Annotated in this window: 22 protein-coding genes and 1 pseudogene; 14 read left to right on the forward strand and 9 right to left on the reverse strand. The window is 72.5% G+C overall.

All coding sequences use genetic code 11. The annotated features are described in order from the left end of the window. The first annotated feature begins 190 nt into the window (after nt 1–190). The 5 genes from ACZ7LV_RS17845 to ACZ7LV_RS17865 all read left to right on the forward strand — a co-directional run bounded on the left by ACZ7LV_RS17845 (nt 191) and on the right by ACZ7LV_RS17865 (nt 4,190). The gene (locus ACZ7LV_RS17845) at nt 191–991 is read left to right on the forward strand and encodes an alpha/beta fold hydrolase (RefSeq protein WP_471940324.1); all 801 of its coding nucleotides are present in this window, start codon (nt 191–193) and stop codon (nt 989–991) included. Next, the gene (locus ACZ7LV_RS17850) at nt 991–2,334 is read left to right on the forward strand and encodes a PP2C family protein-serine/threonine phosphatase (RefSeq protein WP_471940326.1); all 1,344 of its coding nucleotides are present in this window, start codon (nt 991–993) and stop codon (nt 2,332–2,334) included. Before ACZ7LV_RS17845 ends, ACZ7LV_RS17850 begins: the two co-directional genes overlap by 1 nt. Then, nucleotides 2,331–2,660 (forward strand): STAS domain-containing protein, encoded by a 330-nt coding sequence (locus tag ACZ7LV_RS17855; protein ID WP_471940328.1) that lies wholly within the window; start codon nt 2,331–2,333, stop codon nt 2,658–2,660. Before ACZ7LV_RS17850 ends, ACZ7LV_RS17855 begins: the two co-directional genes overlap by 4 nt. Nucleotides 2,661–2,745: 85 nt before the next feature. Continuing rightward, entirely contained in the window at nt 2,746–3,735 is a 990-nt protein-coding gene (gene sigJ / locus ACZ7LV_RS17860; RefSeq protein ID WP_471940329.1) for an RNA polymerase sigma factor SigJ, read from the forward strand. Beyond that, nucleotides 3,732–4,190, forward strand: coding sequence for a carboxymuconolactone decarboxylase family protein (locus tag ACZ7LV_RS17865; RefSeq protein WP_471940330.1), 459 nt, complete (start codon nt 3,732–3,734; stop codon nt 4,188–4,190). Before sigJ ends, ACZ7LV_RS17865 begins: the two co-directional genes overlap by 4 nt. Before the next feature lie 35 nt (nt 4,191–4,225). On the opposite strand, the gene ACZ7LV_RS17870 is transcribed toward ACZ7LV_RS17865, so the two are convergent. The 3 genes from ACZ7LV_RS17870 to ACZ7LV_RS17880 form a co-directional block, all read right to left on the reverse strand. Next, the gene (locus ACZ7LV_RS17870) at nt 4,226–5,665 is read right to left on the reverse strand and encodes a dihydrolipoyl dehydrogenase family protein (protein ID WP_471940332.1); all 1,440 of its coding nucleotides are present in this window, start codon (nt 5,663–5,665) and stop codon (nt 4,226–4,228) included. Nucleotides 5,666–5,728: 63 nt separating this feature from the next. After that, nucleotides 5,729–6,172, reverse strand: a complete 444-nt coding sequence (locus ACZ7LV_RS17875) for a VOC family protein (protein WP_471940496.1) — start codon at nt 6,170–6,172, stop codon at nt 5,729–5,731. A gap of 331 nt (nt 6,173–6,503) precedes the next feature. After that, complete coding sequence (locus tag ACZ7LV_RS17880) at nt 6,504–8,108, reverse strand: FAD-binding oxidoreductase (protein WP_471940333.1); 1,605 nt, start codon at nt 8,106–8,108, stop codon at nt 6,504–6,506. Between the two features lie 70 nt (nt 8,109–8,178). Here ACZ7LV_RS17880 and ACZ7LV_RS17885 point away from each other — a divergent pair, with 70 nt between their 5' ends. Together ACZ7LV_RS17885 and ACZ7LV_RS17890 are read left to right on the forward strand one after the other, a co-directional pair. After that, a complete protein-coding gene (locus ACZ7LV_RS17885; RefSeq protein ID WP_471940335.1) occupies nt 8,179–8,832 on the forward strand; it encodes a TetR/AcrR family transcriptional regulator in 654 nt (217 codons plus the stop codon). Nucleotides 8,833–8,872: 40 nt separating this feature from the next. Next, nucleotides 8,873–9,433, forward strand: a complete 561-nt coding sequence (locus ACZ7LV_RS17890) for a DinB family protein (RefSeq protein WP_471940336.1) — start codon at nt 8,873–8,875, stop codon at nt 9,431–9,433. 21 nt (nt 9,434–9,454) lie between these two features. Here ACZ7LV_RS17890 and ACZ7LV_RS17895 read toward each other — a convergent pair whose 3' ends face one another. Continuing rightward, complete coding sequence (locus ACZ7LV_RS17895) at nt 9,455–10,645, reverse strand: MFS transporter (protein WP_471940338.1); 1,191 nt, start codon at nt 10,643–10,645, stop codon at nt 9,455–9,457. A 245-nt stretch (nt 10,646–10,890) separates the two neighbouring features. Here ACZ7LV_RS17895 and ACZ7LV_RS17900 point away from each other — a divergent pair, with 245 nt between their 5' ends. The 4 genes from ACZ7LV_RS17900 to ACZ7LV_RS17915 all read left to right on the forward strand — a co-directional run bounded on the left by ACZ7LV_RS17900 (nt 10,891) and on the right by ACZ7LV_RS17915 (nt 15,977). Continuing rightward, nucleotides 10,891–13,218, forward strand: coding sequence for an FUSC family protein (locus ACZ7LV_RS17900; RefSeq protein ID WP_471940339.1), 2,328 nt, complete (start codon nt 10,891–10,893; stop codon nt 13,216–13,218). A gap of 10 nt (nt 13,219–13,228) precedes the next feature. Beyond that, a complete protein-coding gene (locus tag ACZ7LV_RS17905) occupies nt 13,229–14,350 on the forward strand; it encodes a PP2C family protein-serine/threonine phosphatase (protein ID WP_471940341.1) in 1,122 nt (373 codons plus the stop codon). A 62-nt stretch (nt 14,351–14,412) separates the two neighbouring features. After that, complete coding sequence (locus ACZ7LV_RS17910; RefSeq protein WP_471940342.1) at nt 14,413–14,919, forward strand: SRPBCC family protein; 507 nt, start codon at nt 14,413–14,415, stop codon at nt 14,917–14,919. Continuing rightward, nucleotides 14,919–15,977 (forward strand): LLM class flavin-dependent oxidoreductase, encoded by a 1,059-nt coding sequence (locus ACZ7LV_RS17915; protein WP_471940344.1) that lies wholly within the window; start codon nt 14,919–14,921, stop codon nt 15,975–15,977. Before ACZ7LV_RS17910 ends, ACZ7LV_RS17915 begins: the two co-directional genes overlap by 1 nt. 7 nt (nt 15,978–15,984) lie before the next feature. Here ACZ7LV_RS17915 and ACZ7LV_RS17920 read toward each other — a convergent pair whose 3' ends face one another. From ACZ7LV_RS17920 to ACZ7LV_RS17930, 3 genes are all read right to left on the reverse strand, one after another. Next, entirely contained in the window at nt 15,985–16,494 is a 510-nt protein-coding gene (locus ACZ7LV_RS17920; protein ID WP_471940345.1) for a winged helix-turn-helix transcriptional regulator, read from the reverse strand. Between the two features lie 81 nt (nt 16,495–16,575). Next, nucleotides 16,576–18,249 (reverse strand): hypothetical protein, encoded by a 1,674-nt coding sequence (locus ACZ7LV_RS17925; protein WP_471940346.1) that lies wholly within the window; start codon nt 18,247–18,249, stop codon nt 16,576–16,578. A gap of 113 nt (nt 18,250–18,362) precedes the next feature. Continuing rightward, on the reverse strand, nt 18,363–18,482 hold the full coding sequence (locus ACZ7LV_RS17930; RefSeq protein ID WP_471940498.1) for an NUDIX domain-containing protein: 120 nt from the start codon (nt 18,480–18,482) through the stop codon (nt 18,363–18,365). Nucleotides 18,483–18,629: 147 nt separating this feature from the next. Here ACZ7LV_RS17930 and ACZ7LV_RS17935 point away from each other — a divergent pair, with 147 nt between their 5' ends. The 3 genes and pseudogenes from ACZ7LV_RS17935 to ACZ7LV_RS17945 all read left to right on the forward strand — a co-directional run bounded on the left by ACZ7LV_RS17935 (nt 18,630) and on the right by ACZ7LV_RS17945 (nt 22,204). Further along, nucleotides 18,630–20,255 (forward strand): multicopper oxidase family protein, encoded by a 1,626-nt coding sequence (locus tag ACZ7LV_RS17935; RefSeq protein WP_471940348.1) that lies wholly within the window; start codon nt 18,630–18,632, stop codon nt 20,253–20,255. A gap of 205 nt (nt 20,256–20,460) precedes the next feature. Further along, a pseudogene (locus ACZ7LV_RS17940) lies at nt 20,461–20,702 on the forward strand (hypothetical protein); the annotation flags it as partial. After that, the gene (locus ACZ7LV_RS17945; RefSeq protein ID WP_471940350.1) at nt 20,699–22,204 is read left to right on the forward strand and encodes an APC family permease; all 1,506 of its coding nucleotides are present in this window, start codon (nt 20,699–20,701) and stop codon (nt 22,202–22,204) included. The pseudogene ACZ7LV_RS17940 and the gene ACZ7LV_RS17945, both read left to right, overlap by 4 nt. 20 nt (nt 22,205–22,224) lie before the next feature. Here ACZ7LV_RS17945 and ACZ7LV_RS17950 read toward each other — a convergent pair whose 3' ends face one another. After that, the gene (locus ACZ7LV_RS17950; RefSeq protein ID WP_471940351.1) at nt 22,225–22,395 is read right to left on the reverse strand and encodes a hypothetical protein; all 171 of its coding nucleotides are present in this window, start codon (nt 22,393–22,395) and stop codon (nt 22,225–22,227) included. Beyond that, the gene (locus ACZ7LV_RS17955; RefSeq protein ID WP_471940352.1) at nt 22,392–24,125 is read right to left on the reverse strand and encodes a glycosyl hydrolase family 28-related protein; all 1,734 of its coding nucleotides are present in this window, start codon (nt 24,123–24,125) and stop codon (nt 22,392–22,394) included. Before ACZ7LV_RS17955 ends, ACZ7LV_RS17950 begins: the two co-directional genes overlap by 4 nt. Nucleotides 24,126–24,303 lie beyond the last annotated feature (178 nt).

Consider the following 24,303-nt stretch of genomic DNA (forward strand, 5'->3'; position numbering starts at 1 on the left):
TTCTCGCGCACATCGCGTACCGCAGCATCTCCGCGACGCCACCCGCACACCCCTCGCGGGCCCCCGGCACACCCCTCGGGGCCCCCGCACGCCCTTCGCCGGGCCCCGCGCGTCACCGTCGTGGGCCGCGGGGTACCCCTGTCGTGACCGCCGTCCGGGCCGGTCCCGGGCGGATGGCAGGATGACCGGTATGGACATCCGCAGCAGGAACAACGTCGTCGTGACCGGGCGTCCGCACGGGCCGGCCGTGGTGCTGGCACACGGGTTCGGCTGCGACCAGAACATGTGGCGCCTCGTGGTGCCCGCCCTGGCCGAGCACCACCAGGTGGTCCTCTTCGACTACGTCGGCTCAGGGAGCTCCGACCGGTCCGCCTGGACGCAGGAGCGCTACGCCTCGCTCCAGGGCTACGCCCAGGACGTCGTGGACGTGTGTGACGCGCTGGACCTTCGGCGGGCGGTCCTCGTCGGGCACTCGGTCAGCGCCATGGTCGGCGTGCTGGCCGCCCAGGCGGCACCGGAGCGGATCGGGGCGCTGGCGATGGTGGCGCCCTCGCCCCGGTACATCGACGACGACGGCTACCTGGGCGGGTTCGCCGCCGAGGACATCGACGAGCTGCTGGAGTCGCTGGAGTCGAACTATCTCGGCTGGTCCTCGGCGATGGCCCCGGTCATCATGGGCAACCCCGAGCGGCCCGAGCTCGGCCAGGAGCTGACCGAGAGCTTCTGCGCGACCGACCCGGACGTCGCCCGGGTCTTCGCACGGACCACGTTCCTGTCCGACAGCCGCGAGGACCTGACGGGCGTGCGCGTGCCGACGCTGGTGCTGGAGTGCGCCGAGGACGTCATCGCCCCGCGCGAGGTGGGCGCTTACGTACACGCGGCGATCCCCTCCTCCAGCCTCGTGACTCTCGACGCCACCGGGCACTGTCCCCAGCTGAGCGCGCCGGGGCCCACGGCGGACGCGATCCTCGAGTTCCTGAAGTCCCTGTGATGCGCCCACCCGCCCAGGACCCCGATCCGTCCGGAGCCGGGGACGAGACGGACATCAGCGCGGTCTTCACCTCGCTGATGGAGGACAGCGCCGAAGAGCTCTACGAGTCCGCTCCGTGCGGGTATCTCTCGACGCTGATGGACGGCACCGTCGCCAGGATCAACGCCCGGTTGCTCGACTGGCTGGGCCTGGAACGCGAGGCGGTGGTGGGCCGGCTGCGCTTCACCGACCTGCTCACGGTCGGGGGCAGGCTCTACCACGAGACGCACTACGCGCCCCTGCTCCGGATGCGGGGGGAGATCACCGGTATCGCCCTGGAGATGAAGGTCGCCGGCGGCGGCCGGCTGCCGGTGCTGGTCTCGTCCGTGATCAAGCACAGCGGCGAAGGGGAGCCGCTGCTGATCCGCACCACCGTCTTCGACGCCACCGACCGCCGCGCCTACGAGGCCGAACTCCTGCGCCGCAAGCGGCAGGCCGACCAGGCCCGCGCCGAGGCCGAGCAGGCGCGCGCGGAGGCGGAGGCGGCGCACCGGCGGGCCGAGACCGACCGGGCGCGACTGGCCGACGCGCTCGCCGTGCTGCAACAGTCGTTGCTGCCGGCCTCGTTGCCGGCCGTACCCGGCATGGAGACGGCCGTCCACTACCACACCGCCTCCCCCGACCAGCTCGGCGGCGACTTCTACGACCTGTTCCCCCTCGACGGCACCCGCTGGGGGTTCTTCCTCGGAGACGTGTGCGGCAAGGGTCCCGAGGCCGCTGCCCTGACGTCGCTGACCCGCTACACGCTGCGTGCCGCCGCTCTGCACGACGCGGCGCCGGAGGCCGCGCTGACCACGCTGAACGCGGTGCTGCACGAGCGGTACACGGCCGGCGGCGACCCCCGGTACTGCACCGCCGTCTTCGGCGTCGTCGACACCGGGGCCGACCCCGGGCGTCCCCAGGTGCGCGTCGCCTCGGGCGGCCATCCCCCGGCCCTGGTCCTGCGGTCCACCGGGGAGGTCGAGTACCTCGCCACCCCCGGCGGTCTGCTCGTCGGCGTCCTGCCGACCGCGCCTTTCGCCACGGCCGCGACCACGCTCGGACCGGGCGACACCCTGCTGCTGTACACCGACGGCCTGACCGAGGCGCGTACCGGACCCGGCCGTGACAGCCTGTACGGCGAGGACGCCCTGCACGCCTTCGTCGCCGCCCACGCGCCCGCCGGTCCTCAGGAGGTCGTCGCCGCGCTGACCGGGCTGCTGGACAGCTTCGGCGACGGCCTCGACGACGACACCGCCCTGCTCGCCCTCGGCGTTCCCGCCGCCCGTCCGCATCCCCGAACGGCAACGAGTCACGATCGATGAACCCTCTGCACATCACCGAACGCACCACGTCCACCGGTCCCGTCATGGCGGTCGCCGGCGACCTCGACCACGCCCACGCCGCGGACCTGCGCCGACGGGTCGAGTCCCTGGCCCTGCGACCCGGCCAGCGCCTGGTCATCGACCTCGCCGAGCTGACCTTCTGCGACTCCAGCGGCATCACCGCCTTCCTCGCCGCCCGTCAGCACGCCCTCGCCGCGGGGGCCGACGTGGTCCTGACCGCCGTCCCCGCCAACACGCTGCGGGTGCTGACCGTCGTCGGCCTCGACCAGGTCTTCACCCTCCAGGCCGACGGCGCCACCTACTGAACGGCCCCTCGCCACCGGGCCGTCGGGAGGCGTCCGGACCAGGACGGCTAAGCTGGAACCGCGGGTCGAGAAGGAAGCGATGCACATGGGCGACGGGCACGCGCCTGAGCGATCCCGGCAGCAGGACCTGCTCGGAGCCGAGTGGGAGACGCACCGCCCGGCGGTCTTCGGCGTGGCCTACCGGCTCCTGGGCAGCGTGGCCGATGCCGAGGACGTGACCCAGGACGTCTGGCTGCGGGCGGCCGGCGCGGACCTGCGCGCAGTGAACGACCTGCGGGCCTGGCTGGTGACGGTGAGCGCCCGGCGGTCGTACGACATCCTCAAGAGCGCGCGCCTGCGCCGGGAGACCTATGTCGGGCCCTGGCTGCCGGAACCGCTGCTGACGGGGCCGGACGCGGCCGAACCCGTCCTCGTGGACGAGTCGGTCGGCTCGGCGATGCTTCTGATCATGGAGGAACTGAGCCCGCCCGAGCGGGTCTCGTTCGTCCTGCACGACGTCTTCGGCGTCGCGTTCGCCCGCATCGCGGAGGTGCTGGACGTCTCCGCGCCCGCCGCCCGGCAGCTGGCCTCGCGAGCGCGCCGGCGGGTGGCCAAGGCGAAGGAGTCCGTACCGCGGGCGCCCCGGGCGGAACGTGAGCGGGTGCTGGCGACGTTCCGTGCCGCCTACGAGGCGGGGGACCTCGCGGCTCTGGTCCGGCTCCTGCATCCGGACGCCGTCTTCGTCACCGACGGCGGGGGCGAGGTCTTCGCGGCCCGCAAACCCCTCCACGGCGGCGAGCGGATCGCCGGGGTCATGGTGCGCCTGGTGCGTCAGTGGCGCCCGGAGCGCATCGACGTCGTCGAGGTCGGCGGCGAGCCGGCGCTCGTCCTCCACCGGCGCGGACGCGTCCACTGCGTCGACACGGCAGAGGTCAGGGACGGTCTGATCACGGTGTACCGCAGGGTGCTCAACCCGGGGAAGTTCTCCTCGCTCCGCCCGTCACACCCGGCGGGGCCGGCTCGTCTCCCTCGTGAGAACCCCGGCCGCGGTGCCCACCGTGGCGCGGGCCACATGAGCGAAGCGAAGGAATCATGACCGAGACCCAGCGCGTCAACATCGGCAAGCAGCACCCCGCCGCCTACCAGGCCCTCCTCGCCCTGTCGGCGGAGGCGGAGAGCGCGACCACGGCGGCGGGCCTCGACCCGCTCCTGGTCGAGCTGCTGAAGATCCGCGCCTCCCAGATCAACGGCTGCGCCTTCTGCCTGCGGATGCACACGCGTGACGCCCTGAAGAAGGGCGAGAACCCCGACCGGCTCGCCGTGCTGCCCGCGTGGGCGGAGACCGGGTTGTTCTCCGACGTCGACCGCGCGGCGCTGCGGCTGACCGAGGCGATCACGGGCGTGTCCCACGGCCACGTGAGCGACGAGGACTACGACGCCGCGGCGGACGTCCTCAGCGCGGAGCAGATCTCCGCGGTGTCGTGGCTGGCGACGGTCATGAATGCCTTCAACCGCGTCGCGATCACCAGCCGTTACCCCGTCCGGGGCTGATCCCGCCGCCGTGGCCCGCCGAGCCGCCGCCCGCCCTACCCGCGGTACGCCTCCAGCAGGCGCAACCACACCTCGCTGATCGTCGGGAAGGGCGGAACGGCGTGCCACAGGCGGGCGACCGGCACCTCGCCGACGACGGCGACGGTCGCGGACTGGAGCAGTTCGGCGACAGCCGGTCCCACGAAGGTGACGCCGACGACGGTGCCGCGATCGAGGTCGACCACCATACGGGCCTTGCCGCGGTAGCCCTCCGCGTACTGGACCGCGCCGGCCACGCTCAGGAAGTCGTTGTCCACCACCCGGACCCGGCGGCCGGCGCTCTCCGCGGCCCGCGCGGTGAGGCCCACGTGCGCGACCTCGGGGTCGGAGAAGACCACCTGCGGTACGGCCTCGCTGTCGGCGGTCGTGACGTGGGCGCCCCACCGTTCCTCGTCGAGCGGTTCGCCGTGCACGCGGGCTCCGATCACGGCGCCCGCGATCCTCGCCTGGTACTTGCCCTGGTGCGTCAGCAGCGCTCGGTGGTTGACGTCCCCGACGGCGTAGAGCCAGCCGTCCTCGACGGCACCCACCCGGCAGGTGTCGTCGACCGCCAGCCAGTCGCCGGGGGTGAGGCCGACGGTCTCCAGGCCGAGGTCGTCGGTGCGGGGCGCCCGGCCGATCGCGAACAGGATCTCGTCGGTGACGAGTTGCTCGCCGTCCGCCAGGGTGACGCGGGCCTCGCCGTCGGGCCCGCCCTCCCGCGTGACGGATGTGACGGAGGCTCCGAAGCGGACGTCCACGCCCGCCTCGCGCAGTCCCTCCGCGACCAGCTCCCCGGCGAAGGGCTCCCTGCCCGGGAGCAGGACCTGGCCCCGGACGAGCTGGGTCACCTCGGCGCCCAGCGCACGCCAGGCGGTGGCCATCTCGACGGCCACCACACCACCGCCGACCACGACGAGACGCCCCGGCACGGCGGCGGCGCTGGTGGCCTCGCGACTGGTCCACACCCGTACCTCGTCCAGGCCGGGGAGGTCCGGCAGCGCGGCGCGGGTGCCGGTGCAGACCGCGACCACATGGCGTGCGGTCAGGCGCACCGTACCGCCGTCGGGGGTGGTCACAGCGACTTGGCGGGGGCCGTCGAGACGGCCGTGGCCCCGCACGATGTCGACGGAGACCGAGTCGAGCCAGGCGACCTGGTCGTCGTCCTGCCAGTGGAAGACGATGTCGTCGCGGTGCGCGAGGACCGCCGGAACGTCCAGCGGCCCCGCCACCACCTTCCTCAACCCGGGCACACGGCGCGCGTCCGCACGCGCCAGCACCGGCCGGAGCAGCGCCTTGCTGGGTTCGCACGCCCAGTAGGAGCATTCGCCGCCGAGCAGCTCGCTCTCCACGATCACGGTGCTGAGCCCGGCCGCCTTGGTCCTGTCGGCCACGTTCTCACCGACGGGGCCGGCGCCCATGACGACGACGTCGTACGTGCGGGAGGTGTCGTCCACTGCTGCTCCTGCGTCTGTGTGCCGCGTGTTCGCGGGTCCGGTCACGGGGCGGCGCGTGCCGGGTCAGCGCCCGGGAAGCCGGGTCGTGACCTCCTGGAGCACCCAGCCGTTGCCGTCCGGGTCGCTGAACGAGGCGAACGAGCCGTAGCTCGCGCGCTCCGGCTCGGGGCCGCCGACGCGCCCCTCCTCCCCCGCGTGGTGGAAGACGCCGCCGGCGTCGTGGAACACCTCGCTCATGTCGGCGCCGCGTGCGAGGAGTTCGGCGCGGGCGGCCTCGATGTCGTCGACGATCAGGTGCAGCCCCTCGGCCGAGCCCGGCGCCGCGTTCGACACCCCGTTGCCGAAGAGGACCGAGCACTGCGATCCCGGCGGCGTCAGATGCACCACGCGAAAGCCCTCGTCGCCCACGTGGTCGACATCCAGCCGGAAGCCCAGTCCCTCGTAGAAGGCCTTGGCACGGTCGACGTCGGACACGGGGAGGACGACCACTTCGAACTTGAGATCCATCCGGTCATCACCTTCCAGGGTGAGCACGGGCGCGTCTCCCGCCGGGGTGCCGGCCTGCTTCTCCAGGTCGAGGCGCACCACGGCACCGGACTCGGCGAGTTGCCACGGCGGTACGGAGCGACCGCGCTCGCACGATCTCCGGCGCGTGCCTGGCCGGAGCGGCGCGGCCGCCCTTCGCCGAGCACTGCGCCGGGGGCCTCCACGGCGAGGCGCCATCCGCTCGATGAGGCCATTTCGAGCGTAGCAACATGTCTCGCCGGGTGCCTTCCGGCGAAGGGCGGCACCGCGAACGATCCCGGACCGGACCGGCACGCGAGGGCCGCCGGCACGGTCAACCGTCCAGGAGCACGCCGGGGTTGAGGATTCCGGCCGGGTCCAGGGCGCGCTTCACGGCGCGCAGGGCCCGGGCGAAGGGCTCGGGGCGCTGGAGGTCGTAGTGGGGGCGGTGGTCGCGACCGACGGCGTGGTGGTGGGTGACGGTGGCCCGATGGCGGTGGAGAACCTCCCCCGCGACCGCCTTCAGGTCGTCCCAGACGGCCACCTCGTCGCCGGGCCGCCCCCCGGAGATCACCGTGAAGTAGGGGGCGGCGCCGTCGGGATAGACGTGCGTGAGGCGGCAGTTGACGAGCGCCGGGTGCCCTGTCGCCTTGTGCGCGGCGGCGCCGACCTCCGTGCGGACGGCGTCGATCAGGGCGGGCAGCCGGTCCCAGGTGCTGGCCGTCTCGAAGGTCTCGGTGATGGCGCCCATCCGCGCGAGCCCGTCCCGCAGGTAGGGCATCCGCAGGAAGGCGGAACGCCAGGCGCCGACCGCTCCGTCGGCGGGCCCGCCCCGGTCCTGGCCGTCCGCGTCGGCCCGGCCGCCGTTGGCGCGGGCCAGTTCCAGTGCCTGGGAGAGGCGATCGGCCACGGGGCCGGTCGAGGACTCGAAACCGAGGACGAGCACGGCGTGGCCGTCCCGGGATGCGCCGGAGAGAGCGGCCTCGCCGGCGTCGAGCAGCCGGCAGTTGGCGGGCGCGAGGTCGGACCGGGCGAGGGCGCGCACCGCGAGGAGCGCGGCCGGGAAGTCGGTGAAGGACACCGAGGCGGACGCCTTGTGCCGGGGGCGTTCCTGCACCCGCATCCACGCCTCGGTGATGACACCCAGGGTGCCCTCGGACCCGAGGAAGAGACGGTCCGGCGAGGGGCCCGCACCGGATGCGGGAAGCCGCCAGGAGGTGCTGGTACCGGCGGGGGTGACCACGTGGAGGGACTGTGTGAAGTCGTCGATGTGGGTCCGGCCGGTCGCGTAGTGCCCGCCGGCCCGGGTGGCCAGCCAGCCGCCGAGGGTGGAGAACTCGAAGCTCTGCGGGAAGTGACGCAACGTGAGGCCGTGCGGGCGGAGTCGGTCCTCCAGCGCGGGGCCCAGCACGCCGGCCTGGATGCGGGCGGCGCGACTGTCGTCGTCGATCTCCAGGACGCGGTCCATGGCGGTCAGGTCCAGTGACAGCACCGCACGATGCGCGTCGCCGCGGTACTCCACGCCGCCGACGACCGAGGAGCCGCCGCCGTAGGGGACGACCGCCACGCGCCGCTCACCTGCCCACTCCAGCAGGTCGGCCACGTCCTGGTCACGGGCCGGACGGGCGACCAGGTCGGGAATGCGGCCCGGCCGGCCCCGCAGGGCGCGCGCGACGTCGCGGTAGGCCTTTCCCATGGCGTGCGAGGCACGCTCCTCGGGGTCGTACGTCACCAGGTGCCCGAGACTGCGCGGTGCCTCGGCGGCGGGCCTGCCGATGTGCAGGTCGGCCACCTCGGGCAGGGGCAGCGGCCGGGCCAGGGTGCCGGGCACGAGGGCGCCCAGCGCGACGCATTCGGCGTCGTCCGGTTGGGCGTCGGCCCACCCCCATCCCCACCACGAGCGGTCGCGGGACGTGCGGGCCACGGTCTCGGCGGACATGTGCCGGCTCCTTCGTCGAGCTCACCAAGAACTTACCTGTAGGTAAATTACCTAGTGGTAAATTCCCTCCATGGCAACCCCCTCACCCCGGGCGGGCACCAAAGGCGTCCCGCGTGCCAGGCGCGAGCAGCAGATCCTCGCCGCGGCCACGGAGGAGTTCGGCCGCCGTGGCTACGAGGGCACCTCGCTCGCGACGGTCGCGGCCCGCGTCGGGGTCACCAAGACGCTGCTGCACCAGTACTTCGGTGCGAAGCACGACCTGTACCTCGCGTGCCTGGTCCCGGTCGGCGACCGGATCCTGGCGGCCGTCCGCGCCGCCGTGCGGGACTCGGCCGAGGCCGCCGAGAGCCGTGGCGACGGGTGGGCGCCGCCCGCACCGCTGCGCGTCCTGCGCGGCCTGTTCACCGCGCTGGAGGGGCAGCGGGAGGCCTGGTTCCTGCTCCACGACATCTCGCTCCCGGCCGACAGCGAGGCCGCCCGCCGCGCGCGCCGCTACCGGGCCGACGTCGACGCGTGCGCGGCACGGGGTACCGCCGACGTCCTGCTGGCGGCCGACTCCTTCGACCCACTGGACGCGGATGCCCTGAGCCACGCCTGGCAGGGCATGGCCACGGCCCTCGTCCGCTGGTGGATCAACCATCCCGAGGAGTCCGTGGATGCCATGACGCGGCGCTGTGCCCGTCTGTTCGCCGCGGCGCGGGACGCACTGGGCGCACCCGACTAATGGTTTGCGCGTCGGGCCGCGGCTCGGCATCGTGGGCGCGATGAGCGACAAGCCGGAGCGATGGACCAAGGCCACCGTCTACGCAGACATGTGGGTGGATCCCGACGAGGACCCGCGCAACAGCGAGGGAGCGAGCCCGGACGGCGAGTTGGCGACGCTGCGGGATTTCCTGGCCGGCTATCGCATGACCCTGCGGATGAAGTGCGACGGGTTGGGTCCGCGGGACCTGGCGCGCCGCTCGGTCCCGCCGTCGACCATGTCCTTGCTGGGGCTGGTCCGTCACCTCGCCGAGGTGGAGCGGGACTGGCGCAACTGGATCCGCCCCGAGGACCCCGAACCGAAGCTGTACGGCGCCCGCGACCGCGACTTCGAGGGCGCCGTCGCGGAACAGGCGGTGGTGGACGGCGCGTTCGCCGACCTCGCCCGCGAACAGGCGGCCACCGACGAGGCGCTGCTCGACCACACCGACCTCGGCACGCGGGTGGGCAAGGACGGTACCTCCGTCCGTGAGCTGTGGGTCCACCGCATCGAGGAGTACGCCCGCCACTGCGGACACGCCGATCTGCTGCGCGAGTGCGTCGACGGGCGAGTGGGGCAGTAGGCGGAAGGGGGCGTCGGGCGCTCACGCCTCCTCGGGGACCGGCCGTCGCAGCAGATAGGCGGCGGCCGACACGACGAGCACGGTCATGCAGCCGATGAACACCAGCCCCGCGCCCTCCAGGTCGATCGGTCCCGTCAGCGCCCCCACCCCGATCACCGGCACCGAGATGCCCGCGTAGGCCACCACGAACAGCGTCGAGATCACCGCCGCGCGCCGGTCCGCCGGAGACGCGTGGGCGACCGCGGCCAGCGCCGCGCGGAACGTCATCCCCTGGCCGCCTCCGCCGACGAGCGCGCTCAGCACCACCAGCGCCAGCTGGTCCCAGTACAGCGCGCCGGCGAGCAGCGCGAGGCCGACGAGGAGCCCGGCGCAGCCCAGCGGCAGCGAGCGCCGCACCCCGATCCGCCCCACACACAGTTGCCCGCCCGTCGAGGCGAAGAAGGCCAGCGCGACGACGAGCCCGCTCACGGCGTGGTTCCGCATGTCCAGGTACTCGGCGAGGAACGCGGGGCTGACCGCTGTGAAGACCCCGAACAGCGCGAACCCCACGAACGAGGCGATCGCCGCGGGCCCGAACACCGCCCGCACCTGCGCGGGCAGAGCGGCCCCCTGGGGCCGCACGGTCCTCAGCGGCTTCCGTTCCCGCACCGTCTCCGGCAGGCGCAGCAGGACCACCACCGAGACGGCCACCAGCGCGAGGTGCACGACGAAGGGCAACTGGAGGGGCCAGACGGCGTACTCCGCCAGTACCCCGGCGAGCAGCGGGCCGCAGCCCAGCCCGCCCATGTTCGCGGCCGTCGCGACGAAGGTGGCCCGCGAGGCACCGCCGGGCGGTGCCAACTCCATCACGTACGCCGTGGCGGCCCCGGTGAACAGGCCCGCGGACACCCCTGACAGCAGCCGCCCCGCGTACAGCCAGCCCAGTTCCGTCGCGCACAGGAAGCACACCGCGCTCGCCGCCGCGAATCCCAGACCCCACAGCGTCACCGCTCGCCGTCCCACGGCGTCGGACGCGTTGCCCGCCAGCAGCAGCACGCCGATGACCCCGAAGGCGTACACGGCGTAGACGACGGTCACCGTGAATTCGGAGAACCCGAACTTCTGCTGGTAGAGGGGGTACAGCGGGGTCGGCAGCGTGGTGCCGGCCATGCACACCGCGAACACCGCGCCCGCGAGCGCGCACACACGCCACCCTTGGCGAACGCCGTCCATGTCACCGACGGTAACCGCACACGGGCGGGAACGGCCCGATCGGCGCGCCTGCGCCGGGCTGCGGTCCGTTCGGGAGCGGCCGACAATGGGGAGCGGGTCGCCTGTCCGCCCGCCCGTGACACCGCGGCGCCGCCCGAGAGGAGCGTGCTGATGCGCGCTGAGGCTTCCCCGGCCGCGCGCAGTGAGGCATTCACCGCGGTCGCGACCGCCTTGTTCCGCGTCACGTGTGTCGACGGGTGCCTGCCGTGAAGGGCGGAGCGCAGCGGACGGAGATCCTGCGCCGGTCGCTGCGGGTGTCGCTGTCCGCCTCCGCGGGCTTCTACCCGTTCCTGTACGGGCTCGACGAACCGGTCGTGGCGCTGTACGCGCTGTTCGGACCGATCTCCCTCGGTCTGCTGTCCTCGATCCCCGGGTCCGGGCGGCAACGGGCCGAGGTCATGCTCAAGGCGCTGCCGGTGGGCCTGGTGCTGGTGGCCCTCGGGACCGGGCTTGCGGTGCAGACCTGGTCGGCGGTGGTGGGCATGCTCGTCGTCGGCTTCCTGCTCGCCTTCGCCGCGATCGCGGGCCCCCGGCCGGCCGGAGCGGCGCCCGGCCTCCAGCTCTTCTACATCCTGGCCTGCTTCCCGCCGTACGAACCCGAGACCCTGTGGCTGCGGCTGGGCGGGCTCACCTACGGCGTGGTGGTGCTGGCGCTGTGCGAGCTGTTCCTGCTGCCGCAGCCCGCCGGCCCGACCTACCGGGAGACCGTCGCGCAGGCGCTCTCGACGGCCGGCGACACGATCTCGGGACGCAGCCGTCTGTCGCCCCTCGAACTGCGGGACGCCGGGGCGCGGCTGCGGCTGTCCGACACCCCGCCGGCGGAACGCCCCGCCGGACCGGACCGCGCCGCGCGTGGTCTGTCCCAGGCGGGCTCCGCCACGCGCCGGCTGCTCGAACAGCTCGCCCATCTGGCCGAGTCCGGGGAACTGCGCGCGCTGGTCCGGGACGGCACCGGCGCGGACCCGGAGAGGGACGGGGACGGGCACACCGACGGCGCGGGCAGTTGCGACGTGGCGTCCGGGTCGCTGCTGCCTCAGGTGGCGACCCTGTGCCACGAGACGGCCGCGGCCCTGCGGACGGGCCGGGCCGCCCCCGGCTCCCAGCGCATGGACGCGGCGATCGACGGATTCCAGCAGCTACGGATCCGGCAGGTGACCGGGGCGGCCCCCCGGGTTCCGCCGGTGCCGGTGCTGCGACGGCAGGCGGCACTGCTGGCGATCGCCGAGTCCGTCCGGGTCCTGGAGATCTCCGTCCGGGTCGCGCTCGACGGGCGGCGCACGCCGCCCATCGAGCCACGGGAGCTGTTCTGGTACACCCGGGCCTCCGCCCCCTCTCTCTGGTCGCGCCGGATCCTCGGCAACATGACGCTGCACTCGGTGCAGTTCCAGAACGCCCTGCGGATCGCCGTGGCCCTCGCCGCCGCACGGCTCGTCGCCGGTTCGCTCGACCTGGCGCACGGGTTCTGGGTGCTGCTGGCGGTGCTGACGCTGAGCCGCACCACCGTCGGGGAGACCTGGGTCGCCATCCGCAAGGCCGTCGCGGGCAACCTCGTCGGTGCCGTGGCGGCGGGCGCGCTGCTCCTCGGCCTCGGCCAGCACACCGAGGCGTACGCCGCGCTGCTGGCGCCGGGCATGCTGATCGCCTTCGCGCTCGGGCCGCTGCTCGGCATCGCCTGGGCCCAGGGACTGTTCACCCTCGTGGTGGCCACCGCGTTCGCCCAGATCGCCCCCGCGTCCTGGCACATCGCCGCGGACCGGATCGTGGACGTCGTGACCGGCAGCGCCATCGGACTGCTGTGCGCCATGCTCGCCTGGCCGTCCGGCGCCCGCCGGGAAGTGCTGCGGACCATGGCCGGGCTGCTGCGGGAATGCGGCCCGCTGATCAAGGGCACCGTCGCGACCCTGGCCGCCGCGCCACCGGGCTCGGCCCCCGCTCCGTCGACGCTCCCCACCCTGCACCGGCTGCGCCTCGCCGAGTCGGCCTACGCCCAGTACCGGAGCGAGCCGGGGAGCAGCAGGCACGCCCACACCGACTGGCACGCCGTGCTCATCGCCGCCAACCACATCCTGCTAGGCGCCCAGTGGCTGCCGCGCGTCGACCTGCCCGTCAAGGCCATGCCGGGCGATGCCGCCGACCACGCGCGGGCCGGCGCGTGCGCACTGGCGAGCACCACCGACCGGCTCGCCGCACTGTGCGCGGGTGACCTGTCCCAGGGCGAACGGGACGGGCCGTACCTGGCGGAGCCGGGGCAGGTGGCCTCACCGCTCGATGTCGCCCGGCCGCCAGGTGCGGCGCGGCCACCACACCAGGGGCCGGCCGACAACGGGCCCTCCTCCTCGCGACCGACACCCGCCCCGCCCGACCCGACGCCGATGCCCGCGCTGGTCGACCTGGACGTGTGGCTGCGCAGCCTCACCGCTCAGCTCCGACGCATCGAGAACAGCCTGCCCGAGACGGTCCGTCAGGCCGAACGCCGTACGACGACCGCCGGCGTCCCCGGGTTCGTGTCCCGCTCCGGCGGGGACGGACGGTAGGGCGGGCGCGGTGACCAGCCGGAGTCTTCGCGCCGCGCTGCGGCCGCCGTCGCCGCGCCAAGGGTGGGTGTGGTGGCTGCCGCTGCTCGCGGTGGTGCTCGACGTGGTCGCCGAGTTCCTCGTCCACGGGCGCGAACCGGTGAGCTTCATGCTCATCGCCGTCCCCCCGCTGGCCGCGGCGACGCGCGGGCCCCGGGGCACCGCCCTGTCGACGCTGGTGTGCCTGGGACTGGAGATGTGGATGGCCTGGCGCCGCCCCGGCCACTTCGACGAGCAGCACCACATCGCCGTCTACGTCGCGACGTTACTCATCGGCGTCGCCAGCGTCGCGCTGTCCTGGCAGCGGGAGCGGACCCGGCAGCACCTGATCCGCGCCAACTCCGTCGCCGAGGCCATGCAGCGCACCCTGCTGCGCCCGGTGCCGCGCCGGCTCGGCCAGCTGCGGGCCGCCGCGTTCTACGAGGCCGGCGAGGGCGGCACGATCGTGGGCGGAGATCTGTACGACGTGTGCGAGACGCCCTTCGGGGTGCGGGCCGTCATCGGCGACGTCCGCGGCAAGGGACTGAACGCGGTCCAGACGGTCGCCGCCGTGCTGGGCAGTTTCCGGGTGTCGGCCCACGAGTGGCAGAGCCTGAGCAGCCTGGCGGAACGGCTGGAGCTGAGCATCGCCCGCAACAGCCCCGCCGGTGACGGCCCGGACGGCGACCCCGAGCTGTTCGTGACCGCGCTGCTCCTGGAGTTTCCGCCGGAGGGCGGCGAGGTCCGCGTGGTGGACCGCGGCCACCCGGCGCCGCTGGTGCTCGGGCCCCGGGGCGCCCGGTGCCTGAACACCGCGCCCGCGCTGCCGCTGGGCCTGGGCGGACTGACCCGGCAGGGGGTCGACACCACGGTGCACGCGCTCGGTCCCGCGGACGTGCTCGTCGTGTACACCGACGGGGTCAGCGAGGCCCGCGACGCCGACGGCGCCTTCTACCCGGTGCTGGAACGCCTCGACCGACGCTTCCGCGGCGAACGCACGCCGCTCCCCGAGACGGTCGTGTCCTTCCTGCGCACCGACTCCCAGCACTGGTCGGCCCGGTCCGACGACGACGACCGCGCCGCCCTGGCTTTCACCCCGACCCCAAACCCTTGACCTCGTCAGTCTTATTACGCAACTCTTCTGTCGGCGACCTTGTCGAGGAGGAGGCGGACACGATGGAGTGGACGGGTGCGCGGTATGCCGACACACCGACGGTGGAGGTGACGACCTGGGTCGACGCGCCGCCGGAGCGGGTCTGGGAGCTGGTCTCGGACGTGCGGCGCATGCCCGGCACGAGCGTGGAGCTGCAATCGGTGGAGTGGGTCGACGGATCCGACGGGCCGGGCGTGGGGGCCCGGTTCCTCGGCCGGAGCGCACATCCGGAGCTCGGGGAATGGGAGACGGTCTCGACCGTCATCGCGTGCGAACGGCCGAAGGTGTTCGCGTGGGCGGTGGTCGATCCGGAGCACCCCACGGCCGTCTGGCGGTTCCGGCTGACGCCGAGGGACGGCGGGACCGAGGTGTCGCAGTGGGTGCAGATGGGGCCGGCCCCCTCGGGGCTGTCCCTGGCGATCGAGGCCATGCCGGACAAGGAGCAGAAGATCGTGTTCGTCCGGATGCGGGAGTTCGAGCGCAACATGACCACCACGCTGGAGCACATCAAGCAGTGGGCGGAGGCCTGATGCGCACCGCGACGACCGTCGAGGCGTCCGGCTTCGGCACCTGGTCCCGGCAGGCCGACTTCGTCGTCGAGGCGGAGAAGCTCGGCCTGGACATCTGCTGGGTCGCCGAGGCATGGGGATCCGACGCCCCCTCCGCCCTCGGCTTCTACGCGGCCCGCACCGAACGCATGCTGCTCGGCTCCGGGATCATGCAGGTCGGCACCCGCTCCCCGGTCGCCCTCGCACAGACGGCGATCACCCTGTCCAACCTCTCCGGCGGACGCTTCCTGCTGGGCCTCGGCCCCTCGGGACCGCAGGTGATGGAGGGGCTGCACGGCGTGCCGTTCGCCCGCCCCCTGGCGCGCGTGCGCGAGACCGTCGAGATCGTGCGGCAGGCGATCGCGGGCGGCAAGATCTCCCACGCGGGCTCGGAGTTCGCGATCCCGCTCCCCGGCGGGGACGCCGTGCCCATGCGGCTCTCCGTGCGGGCCGAGTATCCGGTTCCCCTGTACCTGGCCGCCCTCTCACCGGCCATGCTCCGGCTCACCGGGCAGGTGGCGGACGGCTGGCTCGGCACCAGCTTCGTCCCCGAGGGCGCGGCGGACGCCTACTTCACACCGCTCCGTGAGGGTCTGGACGCCGCCGGGCGCGACCGCGCGGACATCGACGTGTGCCAGGGCGCGGAGGTCTCCTTCGCGGCGGACGAGGAGGCGCTCGGCGCCCTGGTCGCGGGCCGCAGGAAGGAACTCGCCTTCAGCCTGGGCGGCATGGGCTCGGCGTCGACCAACTTCTACAACCGGGCCTACAGCCGCCAGGGCTGGGCCGAGGTGGCGGCGGAGGTACGGAAGCGCTGGCAGGCCGGTGACCGCGACGGCGCGGCCGCCCTCGTGACCGACGAGATGGTGCTGGCCACCACGCTCATCGGCACCGAGGAGATGGTCCGCGGGCGACTGCGCGTATGGCGCGACGTCGGCGTGGACACGGTCCGCCTGTACCCGGCGGGCGAGACCCTCCAGGACCGGCTGGACACCCTGGGCAGGGCGATCGAACTGGTCCGCGAACTCGACGCCGAGGCGTGAGCCCCCCTCACCCCTGCGGGTCGAGGCCGAAGCGGGCCCGCACATCGGGCCGCCTCAGCAGGCGGTCCGGGTAACCGGGCCCCGTGGTCACGGCCACCTCGGCGTGCCGCAGCGGCTCGCCGCAGGAGGAGCACACCACCTGGGCCTCGGTGTCGTGGCCGCAGCCGGTGTGGCGCATGACGACCGGGACACCCTCCTCGCCGGCGAGCCAGCGGTCGCCCCAGGCGTTGAGGGCGGCCAGCACGCCGAAGAAGTCGCGGCCCTTCTCCGTCGGCAGGTATTCGTGACGGACGGGCTCGGTCTGGTAGACGCGGCGCTCCAGCAGTTCCGCGTCCTCCAGACGCCGCAACCGGTCGGCGAGGGTGTTGCGGGCGATGCCCAGCGACCCGATGAAGCCGTCGAAGCGGGACTCGCCGTAGAAGACCTCCCGCAGGACGAGCAACGTCCAGCCGTCGCCCAGGATGTCCACCGTCCGGGCGATCGAGCAGGGCCAGCCATCGAAAGACGTCCGTCTCATGGTCCCGACCATAACAGTCTCATGATGAGACGCGGCGGCCACGCGTGCTCGCACGAGGTCTCCCCGGCGAGGTTCCCGTCCTCAGCGGTCCTTCTTCAGGGTGACCTTCCCGGCCTTCCTGGTGAACAGGGCACCGCCGACGCTCATCGACACCAGCAGGGTGTACTTCCCGGCCGGCACCCCCGAGACGTCGACCCCGCTTCCCGACGTGAAGTAGCCGAAGTCGTAGGTGCCGAGGTCTCCGGACAGCTTGTGGGGGCGTACGGCGTCCGGGTTCTTGCGCACCCCGAGGGGGAAGGAGTGGCATTCGCCCTTGCCCTGGAGCACGAGGTAGTAGAAGGCGTGCGTGTCACGGTCGGCGTTCCGTCCGGGCAGGAAGAGCACTCCCTCCGCGTGGATCGTCCGGTCGCGCTCCTCCACCTTCCCGGGCGAGAAGCAGACCCCGGCCGAGTCGTGTCCCACGATGTTCCGCTTGACCAGCTTGAGCCCGCCCTTGCCGCCCCGGAGGAGCAGCTCCGAGTCGCCACAGGCCTGGCGCCGGTCGACCGCGTTCTGGGAGATCAGCCGCGTCCGCCGTTCGATCCCCTCGTCCTCGCTCGTGACGCAGACGGAGACGTCGTACGTGCCCCGCGGGAGGCCGCTGAAGGTCAGCTCGCCCTCCGAGGCGAAACCGCCCATGGCGTACTCGCAGAAGTACTCGTCGAAGTAGTCCCGGTAGAGCCTGATCTCCTTGGTCGACTCCAACGGGTACGTCCAGGTCTCGCCGTCCTTCTCCAGGACGAGCCGCTTGGTCTCGGTCACCGGGCCGTCCGGCGACACGCCCGGCAGGAAGGCCTGTCCCTTCAGCCGCAGACTCCCCTGCGCGAACTCGGCACGCTGGAGGGTGGCCAGGACGGTGTCACGTGCCCGGAGCCCGGCAAGGTGCTCGGCGGCCGCCGCCGGGTCCTGCGCGTCGGACCCGATCCGGACCTCGCCCCAGCGCGGCGCGGCGCCCTCCGTCAGGGAGTACACGATGCTCAGGATCGACGGCAGCGCCTGCCGTACCACCTCGTCGTGCCGCCGCACCGTGGGCGACTCCACGAAGAGGAAGTTGAAGTTCTCGTACTCCCGCAGGGCGGGGAGGTAGTGCTTGACCTCCTGCTCGTACTGATAGTCACCGGGGGACGAGACCAGGTATATGTTCCGCTTGAGGTCGGTCCTTCGCGCCAGGACGTCCTTCATGACGGCATCCATCGTCGCGACGTTCTCGTCGGGCTGCCCCTCGCCCAGGACGGCGTCGCCGAGCTGCCCGTGGCCCTTCGAGTAGCTGCCCAGGAAGTACTGCGGCGTCGAGGCCACGATGTTCTTGTAGTCGTACTTCAGTCCGTAGTAGAGCGCGGCGCTCCCGCCCTTGGAGGCGCCGAGGAGAGTCACCTCGTCCCGGGTCACCCGCAGCCGCCGCATGTGGTCCTCGATGAGGGCCTGTATGGAATCCGTGACGGTGAAGTCCATGTTCCTCGCCACGTAGTACGAGGCCGCGCCGTCGAAGTGGTCACGGATCCGGAGGATGTTGCACTTGACGCTCTCCAGCGCGTTGCCGAACCCGTACTTGCTGCCCACGGACGAGAACACGACGAGGAGGTGCGGGTGGTCGCCCTGGGCCGGGCGGAACTGGAACTCGACCGGCCACTTCCCGTGCACCTCCACACTCTCCTGGTAGGCGCGGTTCCTTTGGGTGGCGTAGTTGGGCGACAGCGGAGGAAGGGCGCTCTTCATGGCGGTATGCGGACTCTCTGGCCAGGTGTCGGACGGGGGGCGTTCCGGCGGAGTATACGGAGTGGCCATCTGACGGCCGAACAGAAGTACGGCGTCGTTCACCGCGGCCCGCGTCAGCGACGGGGGACGAATCCGAGGGCCACCGCAATCGCCGGCGCACCGGTCCCCTCGCGCAGCTCGCGCTTCGCGGCCCGCAGCGGAGTCTCACCGGGATCGAGACCGCCGCCGGGGATCGCCCGGGGGACGCCGAGCTCCTCGTTGTCGCCGTGCGCACCGCATGCCTGCTACCGGCGCGGCTTCCCTCGGGCCGTGCCCGTGATTCGTGAGACGCGCCGCTCCGAATCTCACATATAAGCGCACAAAACAGGTCTTATACGTTCATGCAGAAATTTACGCGGCGCACCTTGCTCGGTGCCTCGATCGTGGCCGCCGGATCGGGAACTCTGGCCGCCTGCTCCGGGTCCGGCGCACCATCCGAAGGCGGGGCCACCGGCCAGAGGGGCGCCAGGCACAGTGCAGGCAACTTCATCCCCAAGGGACCCAAGGGATACGTCAACCCGTCAGATCCCGAAGTCCTGGCCGCCGAGAAGAAGCGCGGGTCCGGTCCCGTCCGCAAGTACAAGCTCACCGCCACCGAGGCGTCCATCGACCTGGGCGGCCGGACCGTCAGGACATGGGCCTACGGCGACGCCCTGCCCGGGAAGGAGGTCCGGATCACGGCCGGCGACGTACTCGACCTCACCCTCGCCAACCATCTGCGCGAGGCGACGACGCTGCACTCGCACGGCATCCGGATGCGCTGCGACATGGACGGCGTACCGGGTCTGACGCAACGTTCCATCAACCCCGGCGAGGACTTCACCTACCGCTTCGCGGTGGCGCACCCCGGCACCTACTGGCTGCACTCGCACTCCGGCATGCAGCTCGACCGCGGCCTGTACGCGCCGCTGATCGTCGAGGACCCCAAGGAGCCGCTCTCCTACGACAAGGAGTGGGTCATCGTCCTGGACGACTGGGTCGACGGGGTCTCCGGGTCCACTCCGGACCGCGTGCTCGGTCAGCTGCGGGGCGGCGAGGCCATGCCGATGGACATGGGTGAGGGCGCGCACGGCCCCAACAGCGCCAAGTCCGCGAGCCCGCGCGAGTCGGCCTCCGCCAGGGCCGCCGGACCCGACCGCGTCCTGCACGACTCGTACAGCCGCGTCCTGGAGAGCATGGGCGGCAACGTCGACTATCCGCACTACCTCATCAACGGCCGCCTCCCGGGGGCTCCCTCGGTCTACGAGGCCCGCCCCGGGGACCGCATCCGGCTGCGCATCATCAACGCCGGCGGCGACACCGCCTTCCGGGTGGCGCTCGGCGGTCACGAGATGACGGTGACCCACACGGACGGCTACCCGGTCGAGCACACGAGGACGGAAGCGCTCCTGCTCGGCATGGCCGAGCGCTACGACGTGATGATCACCGCCGGGGACGGGGTGTTCCCGCTGGTCGCGATCGCCGAGGGCAAGGGCGCGAGGGCGATGGCGGTTCTGCGCACCAGCAACGGCGCGCTCCCCCCGCCCACCGCGCACCCGGACGAGCTCGACGGCATGCTGGTGCCCGCCAGACGCCTCGTTCCGCACGAGTCCGTCGCCCTCAGCGACGACGAGCCGGACCGGGAGATGCGCATCAAGCTGACCGGCGGCATGGAGAAATTCGACTGGGGCTTCGACCACGAGCCCTACTCCATCGAGAAGCGCATCCCGATCCAGGAGGGTGAACGTATCCGCATCAGCCTCATCAACGCCACCGACATGTGGCACCCGGTGCACCTGCACGGTCACACCTTCGCGATGACCGGCATCGACGCGGTGGGCGCCCGCAAGGACACCGCCCATGTGCTGCCGCACCGCAAGCTCGTCATCGACTTCTACGCCGACAACCCGGGCCTGTGGATGCTGCACTGCCACAACCAGTACCACTCCGAATCCGGCATGATGACGATCCTCGGCTACCGCAAGTGACGACGTCCCGTGCGCGGGACATGAGTTCTCGGTGGCTCCCCATCTCGGGCCCCGGCCGCGTGCCGGGTCCCGGCCGGGACAGCCGCCCTCCACCGCGCCCGGTCGCGCGGTGCTCGCCGCCCGCCCGCCGACGGCCACCTTGGAAGGGCACCGCATGGCCATCAGCACCGCGCCCGGCGCCGAGTCGGCCCTCCACTTCTGCCAGGTGCCGCGGCACGGCGTGCGCATGACGCCGAACGTGCCGCGCGCCCGCTCCGTCGGCCGCATGTGGCTGCGCGGCGCCGGTCCCGCCGCGCATCCGGCCCTGGGCTTCCACCCGGAGGTCGTCTCCGACGCCGACCTCTCGGAGTGGTCGAGGGCGTGGTGACCGTCCCGCTCGCCGCCGTACGGGCCGCCGACCTCGTCACGGGCCGTCCCGGTCCGGCGGGACGGGAGGTGGGACGGTGACCGGTCCGCAGCCCACCGCACCGGCGTCCGGCACCCCCGAGGGCGAGCCGGGCTCGGAGTTCCGCAAGGACATGGGCCCCTGGGCCAACTTCGCCCTGGGCTTCACCTACCTCTCACCGGTGGTGAGCACCTACACCCTCTTCGGGACCGCGCTCGCCACCGGCGGGCCCCCGATGATCTGGGCGTTCCTGCTCGCCGGTTGCGGACAGTTCCTGGTCGCCCTGGTCTTCGGCGAGATCGTCGCCCAGTACCCCGTCGCGGGCGGTGTCTACCCGTGGGCCCGGCGGCTGTGGGGCAAGCGCTGGGCGTGGATGACCGGTTGGGTGTACATGTGGGCGCTGCTGGTGACGATCACCTCCGTCGCCTACGGCGCCGGCCCCTACATCGCCCTGCTCTTCGGCTTCGCCCCGACCGTGCACACCACCGTGCTGTGCACCGCGGTCCTCATCGTCGTCGCGGTGCTGATCAACTACGCGGGGACCAAGGCGCTGTCGGCGGCCGCCCTGATCGGCTTCGTGGGCGAACTCGTCGGCGCCCTCGTCGTCGGCGTGTACCTGCTGGTCACGCACCGCCACCACGGGCTCGGCGTCGTCTTCGACACCTACGGCACCGAGGGGAACGGCTCCTACCTGCCGGTGTTCCTGGCGGCGGCGATCATCGGCTTCTACCAGTACTACGGCTTCGAGGCATGCGGGGACACCGCGGAGGAGGTAGCCCGCCCCGGCAACGTCATCCCCCGCGCGATGCGCCGCACCCTCTACATCGGCGGCGCCGCGGCGACGTTCACCTGCCTGTCGCTGCTGCTGTCGGTGACCGACTACGAGGCGGTCATCTCGGGTGCGGACCCCGACCCGGTGGTGGGCGTGCTGTTCGACGCCATGGGCGAGTTCGGGGCCCGGGCGGTGATGGCCGTGGTGCTCATCTCCTTCCTGTCCTGCACGATCAGTCTCCAGGCGGCGGCCGGGCGGCTCATCTACTCCTACGCCCGCGACGAGATGATCGTGGGTCACCGGCTGCTGCGGCGGTTCTCCCACGCCCGCGCGGTCCCGGGGTACGCGCTGCTGGTGTCCGCGGCGGTACCCCTGCTCATCGCCTTCGGTTCGCTGGTCTCGCAGGACGCGCTCACCGACATCGTCTCGTTCGCCATCCTCGGCATCTACGGCTGCTTCCAGATGGTCGTCCTGGCGGCGTTGCGCGCGCGGCTCAAGGGGTGGCGTCCGCTGGGCGAGTTCACCCTCGGCCGCTGGGGCCTCCCGGTGAACGCGGTGGCGCTGGCCTACGGCATCTTCGCCATCGTCAACATCGCCTGGCCGCGCAACCCGCAGGATCCGTGGTTCGAGAACTGGATCGTCCTGCTGTGCGGTGCGGTGGTCGTGGTCACGGGCCTGCTGTACATGTTCACCACCCACCACTACGGCCGCGGCGATGCGCCCGCCGGCTGCGCGGTGCCCGACGACGCGGACACCGCCGCTCCGGACGTACCGCGCACGGACCGGTGTTGACCCGCGGCGGCCCGCCGCTCCTACGACGCTCCGCGCCAGCCGGCGACCTCGTGCCGCCGTCGAGAGCCGTTCGGTGAACGGGTGCACCTCGCCGCCGACGCGATCCTCTCCACCGCGTGGTCGGCCGCGGCACGCAGTCCGTCCACCGTGCCCGCCGCGGTGGCGAGGACCGTACGCCGGGAAGGACTCATGGCTGCCTGCTCCTTCGGTCCCCGCGCAGGTCGCGCTGCGCGTCGTACAGGTTGCGCGGGCGCACCACGTCGGTGGTGCCGTACAGCTCCAGGCGGGAGCGCAGATCACCGGTGAAGTCGGGGACGTCGATCTGGTCGAACTCGGTGACCTCGTTGATGCCGACGGTCGCGGAGCGCGGTGCCAGGCCGTCGATCTTCATCAGTCCCGCGCGGCCGTTGGTGACGCGGATGTTCCAGTGGGTGAAGCGCGCGCCGAACAGCGGGCCGGCGCTCGCGTCGCCGCCGTGGCGGCCGTTGTTGTGGACGGTGATGTCGGTGCGGACGTTGGCGAAGGGCATGCCCCGGTGGCTGTCGAAGGTGCCCATCGCCATCCGGCCGCGCGACCACACGTTGTACGAGGACAGGCCCTCGACGTTGATGCCGTGCAGTTGGGTGTTCGCGGGCGCGGGGGTGGTGCGCTCCTCGATGGTGAAGTCCTCGACGAGGTTGTCGTGCGAGCCCTCGCGGCAGTAGTACGGGTGATGGGTGCCCCGTCCCGCCACTCGCGTGCGGCGCAGTGTGCACGCCGAGGCGGCGACCAGGCCGAAGCCGTTGTCCACGTGGCGCACCGTCACGTCGTCGACCCAGCAGTCGTAGGCACACTGCAGTACGACGCCGTTGTGGCCCTTGTCCAGCAGATGGGGGGCCTGGGGGGTCTCCACCGCCTCCAGGGTCAGGCCCTCGACCCCGGCGCCCGTGAGCGGGGTGACGAGGGTGGTGAACAGCGGCTGCCACTCGGGGCGCACGTCGAGCGGGAGGGGACGCTCCAGGGTGATCTCACGGCCGCGGACGCGTGTGACGCGGACCGGCCACTCGTAGGGCACGTACGAGGTCAGCTTCGTCTTGTCGTCCCAGAAGTACGCCTCCGGGCCGGGGCCGCCGCCCGCCATGTGCTCCAGCAGGGTGTGGCCCGCGTCGTCGGAGAGACGGAGCAGGACAATTGCGCCGGGACGCAGCCGCGAGGGGTCGGCGACGCGCACGGTCCAGGAGCCCTGCCGGGCGGGTTCGACCGAGGTGAGGGGACGGAACTCGTCACGACGGTTGCCGGTCCAGCCCTCGAAGGGCCACTGCCGCGCCCGGATCGCGGTCACCAGCGAGGTCCAACGGGCCTGCGGGGCCATCCAGATGAGGCCGCCCGCCCAGGACCAGGAGGACTTGTCGCCGCCGTACCGGGACCCGTAGGCACCGATCAGCTCGGTGAGGTTCCGCGTCGCGTACAGCGTGGTACGGCCGCTGCCGGCGCCCCGCAGCACGACGTTGGAGTGTCCGACGCGGATCAGGTCGTCGATGCGGAAGGTGCCGGGCGGGATGGTGACCGTGCCACCGCCGGCCTCTCCGGCGGCGGCGATGGCACGGTTGATGGCGGGGGCGGAGTCGGCGGTGCCGTCCGCCACGGCTCCGTGGTCGCGTACGTCGGCCACGACCGGGCGGCGCGGCAGGCGCTCGGCTCCCCCGCGAAAGCCCGCGCGGCCGACGTACGGGATCTGCGGGTGGGCATAGGGGTTCCGGGCGAACTCCCGCCAGAGGGTGGGCACTTGTCCGCGGTCGATTCCCCGGCCGGTTCCCCGGTCGGCGGGGGCGGCGCCGACCGTTCCGCCGGCCGCCACGAGCGCGGCACCGGCGATCAGGCCACGTCTGGTGATCCCTCCGACGGGGTGCGCGTCGCTCCCCCGGCGCTCGTCTGCCGTCACGGCCGACTCCCTTCGTGTCCGTCAACTCCACGGCCCGCACGATGATTCATGTACGTGAATCGTGGCGTACAGGGTCCCGACGGGAAGCTCCCCCGTTGGTGAGCTACAACGGTGGCGGCGACCTCTGTTCCGGTCAAGACTGCGGACGGAACGATGACTTGGAACATGAACTGTGTTC

It is taken from the genome of Streptomyces sp. NPDC107562 (assembly GCF_055657325.1).